The sequence below is a fragment of the Aeromonas sp. BIGb0405 genome, from assembly GCF_024807335.1.
Classification (GTDB): Bacteria; Pseudomonadota; Gammaproteobacteria; order Enterobacterales; family Aeromonadaceae; genus Aeromonas; species Aeromonas rivuli.
Map to the genome: position 1 here is coordinate 221,842 of NZ_JANUEP010000005.1, position 13,525 is coordinate 235,366.

Consider the following 13,525-nt stretch of genomic DNA (forward strand, 5'->3'; position numbering starts at 1 on the left):
CTCATGACTAGCTGGACCCTATCGATTTATGACCACACACCAGGAAGATGAGGTACTGGAACGACTCAACGAGCAGGATGGCCCACGGGGCTTCTTTCTCGAGGTCGTCACCCTCCTGGAAGAAGCGGTGGACTCTCTGATGCGCCGAGCCTTCCGTCAGGAAGAGTATGCCGTCAAATACGCCATCGAACCCCTGCTCAACCAGAGTGGCCCCCTCGGCCAGATAGAGGTGCGCCTCAAGCTCATTTTTGCCCTCGGTCTGGTCTCCCTCGAACTTTATCAGGACATAGACGTCTACCTGAAGATCCGCGATTTTCTGGTACGCGACCCCAAGGATTACCGTTTTAGCGACAAACCCGTTCGCGATCTGCTCGATAGACTGCACGGCATCAACCGCGCAGGCCTCCACGCGTTGGAGCCGCCCGCCTCGGAAGAGGATTGGACCTTCTATCAGATGCAACTCGCCCGTCAGGATCAGATGGTGCGATCTTCCCTGGTGCTGGCCGTCGCCCACTGCGTCGGCGAGCTCCACAAGGAGAGTCCGATCTAACCGCGTTGACACCCACTCCCCATCCCCAGGACTCCCTCCTCTTATCACGGATCTAGTTGTCTCATTCGAGTTAGGGTGTCAGGCTGACATATAGTCATCTTGTTATTCCTTTCTACTCCCTTTTTATGAGGTAACCATGACCGCACTCTCGTTAGCGGGGATCGCGCTGATCTCCCTGCTTGCCCAGTGGCTGGCCTGGGCCCTGCGGGTCCCCGCCATACTGTTTCTGCTGCTGACCGGCCTGGTGCTTGGCCCTGTGACCGGCGTGCTCAACCCGGACCTGCTGCTCGGCGAGCTGCTATTTCCCCTGGTCTCGCTCTCGGTGGCCATCATTCTGTTCGAGGGAGCCCTGACCCTGCATCTGGCCGAGCTCAAGGGCATAGGCAAGGTGGTGCGCAATCTCTGCTCCATCGGCATGCTGACCAGTTTCGCGGTGATAGGGGCGGCCAGCTACTTCCTGCTTGGTCTGGACTGGCGCGTCGCCATGGTGCTCGGTGCCGTGCTGGTGGTGACGGGACCGACCGTGGTCGCGCCCATGCTGAACGTGATCCGCCCGGTCAAGGAGGTGGACAAGATCTTGCGCTGGGAGGGGATCGTCATCGATCCCATCGGTGCCCTGTTCGCGGTATTGATCTTCGAGGCTGTACTGCTCGGCAGCCAGCAGGAGATGGTGACCCATACCCTCTGGGCCCTGGCCAAGACAGTCGGCATAGGTTCCTTCATCGGGGTGGCGGCAGGCTGGATCACCACTCTCATCATCCGCAAGGACTGGCTGCCGGTCACGCTGCACAAGTTCGGGGTGCTGGCGCTGGTACTCGCCACCTTCACCCTCTCCGACTGGCTCAGTCATGAGTCTGGCCTGCTGGCAGTGACGGTTTTTGGCATCTGGCTCGCCAACCAGGATGGTCTGGATCTGGAAGAGGTGCTGGCCTTCAAGGAGGATCTTGCCGTCATTCTGATCTCTACCCTGTTCATCCTGCTGGCCGCGCGCCTCGACCTGGGCCAGCTCTGGCAGCTCGGCCCCATGGTGCTGGTCTTGCTGTGCGTGGTGCAGTTCGTGGCCCGCCCGCTCTGTATCCTGGTCTCGACCCACGACTCAACCCTGCCCTGGCGAGCCCGCGCCCTGCTCAGCTGGATAGCGCCACGGGGCATAGTCGCCGCTGCGGTCAGCGCCTCTTTTGCCATCAGTCTCAGTGAAGCCGGGATCCCGGATGCGGGTAAGTTGGTACCTCTGGTATTCGCCGTCATCATCTCGACCGTGGTACTGCAGAGCCTCACCTCGGCGCCGCTGGCTGGCCTGCTCGGCATGCGCCAACCCACTCCCAACACCTGGCTGCTGATCGGCGCCAACTCGGTGGCGCGCGCCATCGGCAAGGCCCTGGCGGATCAAGGGGTGCCCGTCTACCTGTCGGACCCGGCCTGGGAGAACTGCAAGCTGGCCCGCATGAGCAACCTGCCCTGCTACTTCGGGAATCCCCAGTCGGAGCATGCTGAACTGCATCTGCCACTCACCAGCATCAGCACAGTGCTGGCGCTCTCCCCCAGCCGCCACAACAATGCCCTGGGGGTGCTGCACTTCTCCCACCAGTTTGGCGAAGAGACTATCTATTCACTGCGATCGAGCGATCAACATGGTAAAGCCAACCGGGAGAGTGCCACCTTCCGAGCACGCCAGGTGCTGTTTGGCAGCGACGTCAACTTTGCCCGACTGAGCGGCATGTTGGCCCGGGGTGGACAGATCAAGGCGACCCGACTCTCGGAGACCTTCGATTGGAGCGCGTACCAGACGGCCAACCCAGGCGCAGTCCCCATGTTCATTCTGGATGCCAAACAGCATCCGCGAGTGGTCATTGGCAACATAGCGCCCGTGCCGGGGGAGTTGGTCATCGCGCTGCAACCCCCCAAGGAAAATGGGGTGAAAAGCGAAGCCAATCCCGGCAGAGACTAGACTTGTCATGGTGGCGCGTCGCTCAGAAGGAGGTCGATATGACAGTCAGTGAACTACGCCAGCTTTATCGACAACAGGGCATACAGGAGGCAGAAATCGTACACGATGCCATGCTGCCTGGCTGGATTGTCGAGTTTCGCGGGGAGGGGGGACGCCTGTTCGAGTTGACCGACAGCTTCGGCCTGCCGCTCAGTTTCGGCACAGTGGACGAAGCGCGGGATCACATCCACAAGGTCGCCGACTGCCCGATCCAGGTCGAACATCTCTATCACTTCTTTGAGCGCTGAACCAAGGCACTCAGCCCCTCATGACCCAGACCCCGCCACGGCGGGGTCTTTTCGTTAGCCTCAGAGAGAAGACGAGGTTGCAGATAATGGATAAGGGCTCTGCCCCTATTCCGGTTGGTCAGGCACTTGGGGATGAGGTGAAGACTCCAGTCTGCGTACCGGTCTTTGCAGGAACAGATTGGCCGGATAGGTGACCAGATCACCCTGATCATCGCGCACCTGCACATAGAAGAGTCCTATCTCCAGGATAACCCCCGTAACGGAATCATCCTTGTCGAGAATGCGGATCCTGTCTCCGATCCGATATGGAAAGGCGAAGAAGATGGTGATGCTGGCGGTGATGTTGGAGAGGATCGACCACTGGGCCACCATGGCGACTCCGAGTACCGCGAAGAAGGAGGAAGCCAGTACCACCAACCGGGAAAAGTCGAGACCCCAGACCCCGGCCAGCACCAGCAGAGTGGCGCTGCCAAGCAGGAAGTGAAATACATGCTCAACGTAGCCGACCCGGCTCTCGCTCACCTGCTTGCTGCGCCCCAATACCAACAGACTGCGCCTGATGATGCGCCGGATCAGGCCATGAGCCAGCAATACCAGCAGGGTCAGCCCAAAAGATTGCCAAAGGGTCATGGTCACCACCAGCGTCGATGTTTGAGCCAGAGGGCGAGCACCACGGCCAGACTGGTCAGGGATGCGCAGAACACCCAGAAGGCGAGCGGACTCTCGGCACCCGGAATGCCCCCCAGGTTAATGCCGAACAGGCCCGTCAGGAAGCTGGCAGGGAGAAACAGCAGTGCCATGACCGACATCTGATAGGCGCGGCGATTTGTCGCCTCCGCCACCATGTTGTTGATCTCGTCCGCCAGCACACTGGTGCGGGCGACCCCTGCATCCAGATCGTCCAACCAGCGCCGCAAGCGGTCGGCAATATCGAGCAGACGGCGCCTGTCGTCCTCCTCGAACCAGCTGATCTTCTCGCTGGCGAGACGCGCGATGAGATCCCGTTGAGGGGAGAGGTAGCGGCGGATCATGATCAGCTGTTTGCGAATGCGGGCCAGCTTCCCCGTGGTCGGCAGATCTCGCTCCAGCACCTGCTCCTCAAGCTCCAGGATCTGATCGTGCAGCTCTTCGACGAACTCGCCGGCGCGATCGGTCAGGGCATCGCAGATCTCCACCAACCAGTCAGCCGGGTTATCCGGTCCGCCACCCAGCTGCAACTGTTCGAACACATCCTTTTCAGACAAGAGAGGGCGACGACGGCTGCTGATGATGAGATCCGGGGTAATGAAAATACGCAGGGCGACCATCTCTTCGGGTTTGTGATGCTGGTTGTGGTTGATGCCGCGCAGGATCAGCAGCACCGTTTCCCCCATCCGCACCAGCTTGGGCCTATTGCTCTGGCCGAGCAGCGCCTCGCGGGCCACATCCCCCAGCAAGGGAGTCTGCAGTAGCCAGCGGGCCGCCTCAGGGTTACCGTAATCCAGGTGCAACCAACTCGGTTGCTGGGCCGGTAACTCGGCGCCCGCCCCCAGCGGATGCTGGCCACCCTTACCGTCCAGGGCCAGACCATAGATAACATCATTGGGTACCAGATCCACGACACCTCCTCTCAATTGCGCCGGATGACATTGTTCGCCTCTGCCGTAGCATGGCGGCAGTCGCCCAGCTTACACCAAAGCGGGCCCCGACTCAGCTTTGCCCCAAGCCATGATAAGATGAGACATCTTCATATTCTGGATACCAAACCATGCCCATCTGGGTCGATGCCGATGCCTGCCCCACTCCGGTCAAGGAGATCCTCTACCGCGCCGCTCATCGCGCCAAGATGCTGACCACCCTGGTCGCCAATCAGGGACTGAGGGTCCCCCCCTCTCCCTACATCAAGACCCAGCAGGTAGAAAAGGGCTTTGATGTGGCGGATCACGTCATCGCCCAGCAAGTCGTGCCGGGGGATCTGGTGATCACCGGGGACATCCCCTTGGCTTCATGGGTAATCGACGCCGGTGGCGAGGCGCTCAATCCACGGGGCGAAATCTATACCAAGGAGACCATCAAGGCCCGGCTCGGCATGCGTAATCTGATGGAGGAGCTGCGATCTGCCGGGGTTCAGACCGGTGGCCCCGCACCTTTCAACCAAGCGGACAAGCAGAACTTCGCCAATGCCCTCGACCGTTGGTTGCAGAAGGGACGCCTCGGCTGACAGGGGCTTGAAGCCGGCAGCCATAAGAGTCATCGCCAGCCACGCTGGATTGATCACCCCATGACTGGCTAGATAGGAGGGCAGAAACCGGTCAGCGATGGTTCATGATTCGAGCACTCGATGATCCGAGCCGCACCTGGTTTCAAATAGTTGCCGACAAACACTGTTGAGCTGCTAATATGCGCCGCCTCTCACCTCGCACCCCGGTTACCATGACAGCCCAAGGGCACCTGATCTTCTCCGTCACCTGCGCCCTGCTCGCTCACAAACTACCGCTCACTCCAGCCCTGGCCGATGCAAATCTGGCCCAGACGGTGCTTGCCGCACTGGTGAGTTCGCTGCTGCCTGATCTGGATCACCCCAACTCGGTTCTGGGTCAGCGCCTGCGCTGGATCTCCATTCCCCTCTCCCGCCTGACGGGGCATAGGGGCTTCACTCACAGTTTGCTGGCGGTGGCATTATGCGTCTGGGGACTAAGCAGCGACCTGATGGCAGGCAAGGTGCCTGTCGCGGTTAAGGATGCGCTCATCATTGGCTATCTGAGCCACTTGCTTGGCGACTGGCTAACCCCTGCCGGCATCCCGCTGTTCTGGCCACTTAAACAGCGCTACCGCCTTCCAGGCTGGTCACTCCAGAGCGGTGGCGCCATTGAAACAAGCTTCTGTACCCTGAGCCTGCTGATCGCTGGTTATTGGGTCTACTGACTCTCATCTCCGTCGTGGCCCTCTGGTTGTTCTGATCGCTACCTCTGCCAGCAACGCTAGCCCTCCTCTGCAGCAAAACCGCACTCCCGTGCTCCCCGGGCAGCCTCACCATAATGCCTAAAAACCAGCACTGCCCCGAAGAGGGCACCCACCACTGATATAACTAATAACTGCACTTTTCTTAAAAAAACACTAGTTTTTATTCTATCAGTAATGCGTGGCAATATTTGAAGACCTCGCCTAAACATATAAAACAAATTAATGTTTTTAATATCAATAGATGGATATCGAACACCAAAACAGATCGATTTATTAATCAGCCCTCCCAGTTAAACCCTCCTGACAGATATGTTGGAACATGATGATAAATAACCACTCAAGGCATAAAAAACCAATGAAAGCATCATAAAAAACCAAAAATTATCATTGTAAATCATCGTCATAACCATAAAGAGTTATGTGCGGCATCACCAACCTTATTATACGGCTATTCACGTGTTACCAAACGCATATTAACCATTTAACCCATGCAAACGCAGGGTGTATAAGGGGAAATTCCATGAGCAGGATGCTTAATATTTTTCTTCCGCTACTGTTTACTCTGGCTTTATTCGCCTGTGGCGGAGGGGGTGGAGGCGGAGACGACAGTAACGCTCCCGATCCAGGCCCTGCCAAGAAATTAACCAGCCTCCAAATCACCACCAATCCCGTTGGCACCCAGGCTCGGGCCGAGGTAGATCCCAAGATACCCCTCGGTATCGACACCCAATATCAGGCGACAGGCGCCTACAGCGATGGCAGCACGGAGGATCTCACGACTAAAGTGAGCTGGAGCAGCTCTGTCCCCTCAGTGGCCACCATAGATGAGAGTGGGCTGGCTAAAGCGATGGCGTTGGGACAATCCACCATCACCGCCAGCTATCAAGGAGTCACGAGTAACAGCTCTATGTTTGAAGCCACCAGCGCCATCGTGACCAATATTCAGATCACAGCCCCCGCATCCAAGCTGGCCAAAGGGCTCAAACTGCAGCTAAAAGCCATGGCTACCTTCTCTGATGGCAGCAGCAAGGATATCTCTGCTCAAGCCAGCTGGATCAGCAATCAGCCGACCCTGCTGACAGTCGATGCCAAAGGAGAAGTCACCGGCAAGGCAAGCGGCACCGCCATTGTTACTGCCCACTTGCAAGAAGCGACGGGGCAGATAAGTCTCTCCATCACCAATGCCACCGTGAGTCAGATCCAGATCACCCCCGCCAGTCTGACCCTGGCCAAGGGGCTGACGAAAAAACTGACTGCCGTTGCCACCCTCAGCGACCAGAGCACTCAGGATGTCTCCAGCCAAGTCGCCTGGCTGAGCAGCAATACCAGCATCGCCACTATCAGCGCTCTGGGCCTTGTCAACGCCGTGGCGACTGGCAGTACCACTCTGTCCGCCAGCCTGCTCGGCGTCACAAAGAGTCTCAGTCTCACCGTCACCAACGCCACCCTCAATCAGGGCGGTCTGACCATTACCACCCCCCCCCTGACCCTCCCCGCTGGCCTGACAGCTCAGCTCGCCGCTACCGGCAGCTATAGCGATGGCACCACTGTGGATGTCACGGCCTCCGTCAGCTGGGTCAGCAGCGATCCCGCTGTCGCCACCGTCAGCCTGACCGGCCTGGTCACCGCCGTCGGCCCTGGCACAGCCACCATCACCGGGACGCTTGATGGACAAACCGTCACCCTGGTGGTCACCGTCACTAGCGCCACCCTCAACCAGAACGGTCTGTCGATCACGACGCCTCCCTTGACCCTGGCCGCTGGCCTGACAGCTCAACTCGCAGCAACGGGCAGCTACGATGATGGTAGCAACCGGGATGTGACTGCCAGTGTCAGCTGGAGCAGCAGCGATCCTGCTGTTGCCACCGTCAGTCCCTCTGGCCTGGTCACCGCCGTCGCCCCTGGCAGCGCCACCATCACAGGTGCCCTGGATGGCGAAACCGCGACTATCGCGGTGACTGTCACCAGCGCCGTACTCGTCAACAATGGTCTGGATCTCACCACTGGTGCCCTGCTCAATACCCTACCAATGGGTACTACTACCCAGCTGACCGTCACAGCCACCTTCACCGATGGTACCAGTAGCAATGTGACCACCTTGGCGGCACTTGTCAGTGACAACACAGGGGTCGCCACTGTCTCACCCAGCGGTCTCATTACCGCAGTGGCTGCCGGCACGGCAGGCATTACCGCCAACTATGGCGGCCAATCGAAGTTACTGACCATCACGGTCACCCCGACCCTGCTGACCGGCATACAGATCACACCACCCGTCATCAGTCTGGTTGAGACGCTGACCCAGCCTTTGGTAGCCATAGGACTGTTCGATAATGGCACCACCTCGGACATCACAGATCTGGTGACTTGGACTGTGGCACCGGTTGACGCGGCCGTAGTGGATGCCGATGGTCTGCTGACCGCCCTGCTACCAACAGTAGGAGGCACAGTCCAGGCCACGCTGAACGGCGTCAATAGTAACCTGGCTCAGCTGGATATCAGCTCGCCCACCCTGCTTAACCTCGAGATCCTGGATGTGCCCGTCAACCTGATTGCCGGACTGCTCTCCCAGCTCAAGGTGAATGCGGTCTATGACAATGGTCTGGTCGTGGATGTCACCAATCAAGTGACCTGGAGCAGCAGTAATCCGCTGCTGGCGACTGTGGTCAATGGTCTGGTCACCAGTCTGTTGCCGGGCTCCGTCACCCTGACGGCCCAGTTGGGGGTTATCGATGAAACGGTTACCCTCAATGTCAGCAATCCCACTCTGGATCAAATGACGGTACAGGGAGACCTGAGTGACTTGCCTTTCGGGATCCAGCGCCAGCTGAAAGCCTTTGCCAAGTACTCCAACTCGCCTACCCCGGTTGATGTCACCGATCAGGCCCAGTGGAGTAGCAGCAACCCAAGTGTGATTTCAGTAGGCAATCTGTTGAACAAGGGACGGATCGAGGCCAAGGCCAGCAGTGGCACGGCAACCATCAGTGCCAGTCTCAATGACGTCAACAGCCAGCCGACTGCGCCCATCACGGCAGCCCCCTCCACGGTGAACTCGGTCGCGATTCAAGGAGGCGCCTCCGGTACGCTGGTGACAGGCACCAGTGTGCAGCTCTCGGCACAGGCCAGCCTGAGCGGTGTGGTTTCGCCACAAGATGTCACCAATCTGACCAGCTGGACCAGTAGCAACACCGCTGTCGTGACCGTGACCCCACAAGGCCTGGTCACCGCCGTTGGCACGGGCACGGCCACCGTCACGGGTACTTACTCTGGCGTCAGTGGTAGCCAGGTATTTACCGTGTCGGCCGCCTCACTGAGTAGCCTAACGGTGACCTGCACCAAGGGGCTGGTCGTCGAGTTGCTGGGGATCCCGGTTGCCAATCTGATCACCCTGCGGGCCACGGGCACCTACAACAATGGCTCGACTCAGGATCTCACCAACGTGGCGGGCTGGACCGAGAATGGTACGCTCATCGGTATCAACCTTGGCTCGACCAGAACGGTGCTGTTGAGCGATAACATCATCTATGTCGCCAGTAAAGATGGTATGACTGGTACTGTTACCGCCCTCAGCGGTTGTAACTAACCGTCGTCCCTCCTCAAGCAAAGGGCTCCGTGATGGAGCCCTTTTTTTATCCTCATCGCCTCACTACCATGCCCTTCAGCATCGCCACTGAATGTTCAAAAATCCGCCACATTTCATGCCCACTTCTGGTACAATGCGCGCCCTTAGCGCCACGCGCCCCCCATTTTTCCGAAATAGAGTCCTTTTGTGAACAACAGCGAATTTAGCAGCCTCAACCTCTCTCCTGCCCTGCTTGAGAACCTCGCCAGCCTGGGCTATCTGCAGATGACCCCGATCCAGGCACAGAGCCTGCCCCTGGTGCTCGATGGCAAAGACCTGATCGCCAAGGCCAAAACCGGCAGCGGCAAGACAGCCGCCTTCGCCCTTGGCCTGCTCTCCCGACTTAATCCAAACCGTCTCGACGTGCAGGGGCTGGTGCTCTGCCCGACCCGCGAGTTGGCGGATCAGGTGGCTCAGGAGATCCGTCGACTGGCCCGTACCTTGCCCAATATCAAGCTGGTGACCCTGTGCGGCGGCACGCCGACCGCACCGCAATCCGCCACCCTGGGGTTTGGTGCCCACATCGCCGTCGGCACCCCTGGCCGCATTCTCAAGCATCTGGAGCAGGGCACTCTGGAACTCTCCAGCCTGGAAACCCTGGTGCTGGACGAAGCGGATCGCATGCTGGACATGGGCTTTGGCGAAGACATCAACAAAGTCATCAGCTATGCCCCCGAGCGCCGTCAGACCCTGCTCTTCTCCGCCACCTACCCGGAGGGGATCGCCCAGATGAGCCGCGGTGTGCAGCGCAATCCGGTCGAAGTCAGCGTGGAATCTCTCCACGAAGGCAGCGCCATCGAACAGAAGCTGTATGAAGTGCCCGCCGGTCAGCGACTCGAGGCCCTCAGCTGGCTGCTGAGCCACTACCAGCCAAGCTCCTGCGTGGTGTTCTGCAACACCAAGCGCGCCTGCAACGACGTGGCCGACCATCTGGCCGCCAAGGGATTCTCGGCACTGGCGCTGAATGGCGATCTGGAGCAGCGCGAGCGGGATCAGGTGCTGGTACGTTTCGCCAACGGCAGTACCTCCATCCTGGTTGCCACCGACGTGGCCGCCCGTGGCTTGGACATCAAGGAGCTGGGTGCGGTCATCAACTTCGAGCTGACCTATGACCCCGAGATCCACGTGCACCGCATCGGCCGTACTGGTCGCGCCGGTCAGCAAGGCCTGGCCCTGAGTCTCTATCAGGGGAACGAAGCCCAGCGCGTCAACTTCATCGAAGAGTACCAACAGGCCCCTATCCCCCATGGCGATCTAGCCAGCATTGGCCGCGAACTCAAGCCGATCGCGCCGCAGATGGTGACCCTCTCCATCGATGCGGGTCGCAAGAGCAAGGTGCGGGCCGGTGACATCCTGGGCGCCCTGACCGGTGAGGGCGGCATAGCCGGTAGTGACGTCGGCAAAATCCAGGTCTCCGAGCAGTATTCCTATGTGGCCGTCAAGCGCCAGGTGGCAAGCGCCGCCCTCAAGCAGCTGCAAGAGGGCAAGATTAAAGGCCGCACCTACCGTGCTCGCAAGCTGGGCTAAGGTTCAGGTTATCGTCAGCCCCATAGAACACAGGCGCCCGTTGCAGGCGCCTGTGTCATCTTCAACCAAGCCAGCCCCCATGAGATAACCCATGTCCCACGCTAATCCACCCGAAGTCAGCTGCCAGAACTGCGAGGCCTGCTGCTGTCGCCTCGAAGTGATGCTGTTTACCGACACCGGCGTGCCGGATCGCTATGTGGACGAGATAGAAGGACAGGTGCCCGTGATGCACCGCCTGGAAGATGGTTGGTGCGCGGCGCTGGATCGTAACACCATGATGTGCCGCATCTATGAAGTTCGCCCCCTTATCTGCCGCGAGTTCGAAATGGGCGAGCCCGACTGCATCGACGAACGGGACAAATGGTTTATCAAGCTGGAGTGAGCCCGCCCCGATCGCCGCTGGATCGCCCTCATCAATGAGGTGCCACCGCTACGAAGTACACCCCCCTCATCTGCCGCGAGTTCGAAATGGGCGAGCCCGACTGTATCGACGAACGGGACAAATGGTTTATCAAGCTGGAGTGAGCCCGCCCCGATCGCCGCTGGATCGCCCTCATCAATGAGGTGCCACAGCTACGAAGTACACCCCCCTCATCTGCCGCGAGTTCGAAATGGGCGAGCCCGACTGCATCGACGCACGAGATAAATGGTTTATCAAGCTGGCCTGATCTGCCAAACCATTGCTCCGCCAGATACCTGCCCCGAACTTCTTTGAAATTTTCCACTGTTGCCAGGCATCCCCGCAAATCAGTCCCTCCTTCAGAGCCTGAGGTAGAGCCTCGGCTCGCGGCCTGGACCCGGCGGTAATCTGTACAGTTGCGACTGACAAAATATTGCTGTTATCATGCGCGCGCCAAACCTTCCACTAGCAAGAAGGTTTATATTTTTTTGCCGAGGAGTGTCATGTGAATAATAAGGACGTGAGTCATTACCAAAGGATCTGGCGCTGGCACTTCTACGCAGGTCTGTTTGTTGCCCCCTTTCTGATCCTGCTCTCCCTGACCGGGATCATTTATCTGTTCCAGCCCCAGCTGGATAGACTCATGTATTCCGAGCAACTCGTTGTCGTGCCGGGCGAACCCCGTATGGATGCGGACTTTCTGGTCAACAAGGCCCATGGCTCCTTGCCTGATAGCCAGATAGTGAAGTACATCCCGGCCCCGGCTCCGGATCGCAGCGACCAATTGGTGGTACGCCAACAGGATCGGGAACTGACTGTCTTCATCGATCCCATTCGTGGCACCCTGCTCGGCACCCAAGACAATCACTATAACCTGCAGGCCATTGCCCGTGCTCTCCATGCCGAGCTCATGCTGGGCACCATAGGCGATCGACTGATCGAGCTGGCGGCGGGCTGGGGGCTGGTACTGCTTGGCACAGGTCTCTACCTGTGGTGGCCACGCAAGGGACCCGGCATGCAGGGGCTGCTCTGGCCGAGGCGGGATCAGCGAGGCCGTCTCTGGTGGCGGGATATGCACGCAGTCGTCGGCTTCTGGGGGGCAGGTTTCCTCGTGTTGCTGCTCTTGACCGGCATGACCTGGACAGGTTTTTGGGGAGCTAAGTTCGCCGGGGCATGGAATAGCTTCCCGGCCCAGATGTGGGATCAGGTACCAAGCTCAACCCCGCTGGCTCGCAGCCTGAATCACGCTCACGAACAGACGGTTCCCTGGGCGGTGGAAACCCAGCCGATGCCGACATCGGTTGCTCACGACCAGGATGCAAACCAGGCACAGAACGCCGCCACGCAGGAGTCTCCCGCCCACGATCATAGCGCCATGAGCCATGCGAGCGGCCCGGCCGAGCCCGGTCGCATCAGCTGGCAGCAGGTGCTGGCAACTGCCGAGGGCCGCCAGGTGCAACCCGGCTATAGCATCACGCCGCCTTCAGGTTCCAAGGGTGTCTTCACTCTGGCGCTGTTTGCCGATGATCCCCGTCACGATGCCACCCTCCACCTGGATCAATACAGTGGCAAGGTGCTGGCAGATGTACGCTGGCAGGACTACAACCTGATCGCCAAGACGGTGGAAACTGGCGTCATGCTGCACATGGGCAAGATGTATGGCTGGCCCCACCAGTTGGCCATGCTGCTCATCTGCCTGATGGTCTTGCTGAGCGCGGTCAGCGGCCTCTGGATCTGGTGGCGTCGCCGCCCGGCTGGCCGACTCGGGGCACCTCCCCTGCCGACTCCCCTGCCCTCCCTGCGCGGAGCCCTCCTCTTGCTGGCCTTGCTCGGTCTCGCCTTCCCTCTGGTCGGCGCTTCCATGCTGGTCATCTGGCTACTCGACAGCCTGTTGCTGAGTCGCCTCGGGGCTCCCCTGGCCAGGTTGCGATGACCCCAGGTTGAAACGGGCCCCTTATGGGGCCTTTTTTATCCCTCCAACGCCAGAATTTGTCCGCTTTCACACTGCGCCCGCACGGGCATATGCCGGCAACCGCCCCTGCATCCCGAGGATGCGAACCCGTTCACTCCTCTCGGTCACTTTATCCCCACCATGAACACTGGGCATGGAGGGTATTTTCCCCTATGGTGGCGAGCACGCAGGGATGTGTAACTGCAAGCCTGACCTGGAGGATGGGGGTAGCATGAAAATGCGAATAAACCACTGTTTCGCCTCCTCGATTGCAACCTTTGCCCTTCTGCAGTGTCTTAC

At 59.4% G+C, this 13,525-nt stretch carries 11 protein-coding genes and 2 pseudogenes; 11 read left to right on the plus strand and 2 right to left on the minus strand.

The features are described from left to right. Positions 1–28 precede the first annotated feature (28 nt). The 3 genes from M2366_RS13990 (at position 29) to M2366_RS14000 (ending at position 2,785) form a co-directional block, all read left to right on the plus strand. Positions 29–550 (plus strand): MltR family transcriptional regulator, encoded by a 522-nt coding sequence (locus M2366_RS13990; RefSeq protein ID WP_259237259.1) that lies wholly within the window; start codon positions 29–31, stop codon positions 548–550. A 136-nt stretch (positions 551–686) separates the two neighbouring features. Continuing rightward, positions 687–2,498 (plus strand): sodium:proton antiporter, encoded by a 1,812-nt coding sequence (locus M2366_RS13995; protein ID WP_259269999.1) that lies wholly within the window; start codon positions 687–689, stop codon positions 2,496–2,498. A gap of 38 nt (positions 2,499–2,536) precedes the next feature. Then, complete coding sequence (locus tag M2366_RS14000) at positions 2,537–2,785, plus strand: hypothetical protein (protein ID WP_042044327.1); 249 nt, start codon at positions 2,537–2,539, stop codon at positions 2,783–2,785. A 105-nt stretch (positions 2,786–2,890) separates the two neighbouring features. Here the strand turns inward: M2366_RS14000 and M2366_RS14005 are convergent, their stop codons facing one another. Then, positions 2,891–3,415: a mechanosensitive ion channel domain-containing protein gene (locus M2366_RS14005; RefSeq protein WP_042044328.1), complete on the minus strand. Its 525-nt coding sequence runs from the start codon at positions 3,413–3,415 to the stop codon at positions 2,891–2,893. 2 nt (positions 3,416–3,417) lie between these two features. Then, on the minus strand, positions 3,418–4,383 hold the full coding sequence (zntB, locus tag M2366_RS14010) for a zinc transporter ZntB (protein WP_259270000.1): 966 nt from the start codon (positions 4,381–4,383) through the stop codon (positions 3,418–3,420). 149 nt (positions 4,384–4,532) lie between these two features. On the opposite strand from zntB, the gene M2366_RS14015 reads away from it, so the two are divergent. The 8 genes and pseudogenes from M2366_RS14015 to M2366_RS14050 all read left to right on the plus strand — a co-directional run bounded on the left by M2366_RS14015 (position 4,533) and on the right by M2366_RS14050 (position 13,207). Continuing rightward, positions 4,533–4,985, plus strand: a complete 453-nt coding sequence (locus M2366_RS14015; protein WP_042044330.1) for a YaiI/YqxD family protein — start codon at positions 4,533–4,535, stop codon at positions 4,983–4,985. A gap of 212 nt (positions 4,986–5,197) precedes the next feature. Beyond that, entirely contained in the window at positions 5,198–5,689 is a 492-nt protein-coding gene (locus tag M2366_RS14020) for a metal-dependent hydrolase (protein ID WP_259270001.1), read from the plus strand. A gap of 568 nt (positions 5,690–6,257) precedes the next feature. Continuing rightward, positions 6,258–6,599: pseudogene (locus tag M2366_RS19915) on the plus strand (Ig-like domain-containing protein); the annotation flags it as partial. A gap of 36 nt (positions 6,600–6,635) precedes the next feature. Continuing rightward, entirely contained in the window at positions 6,636–9,308 is a 2,673-nt protein-coding gene (locus M2366_RS14025) for an S-layer family protein (RefSeq protein ID WP_259270002.1), read from the plus strand. A 186-nt stretch (positions 9,309–9,494) separates the two neighbouring features. Further along, positions 9,495–10,874, plus strand: a complete 1,380-nt coding sequence (gene dbpA / locus M2366_RS14030) for an ATP-dependent RNA helicase DbpA (protein ID WP_042044331.1) — start codon at positions 9,495–9,497, stop codon at positions 10,872–10,874. 91 nt (positions 10,875–10,965) lie between these two features. Next, complete coding sequence (locus M2366_RS14035; protein ID WP_259237254.1) at positions 10,966–11,256, plus strand: YkgJ family cysteine cluster protein; 291 nt, start codon at positions 10,966–10,968, stop codon at positions 11,254–11,256. Between the two features lie 62 nt (positions 11,257–11,318). Continuing rightward, a pseudogene (locus M2366_RS14040) lies at positions 11,319–11,399 on the plus strand (YkgJ family cysteine cluster protein); the annotation flags it as partial. 380 nt (positions 11,400–11,779) lie between these two features. Continuing rightward, positions 11,780–13,207 carry a PepSY domain-containing protein gene (locus M2366_RS14050; RefSeq protein WP_259270003.1) on the plus strand — a complete coding sequence of 476 codons (1,428 nt, stop codon included), beginning with the start codon at positions 11,780–11,782 and terminating at the stop codon, positions 13,205–13,207. Positions 13,208–13,525: the final 318 nt, after the last annotated feature.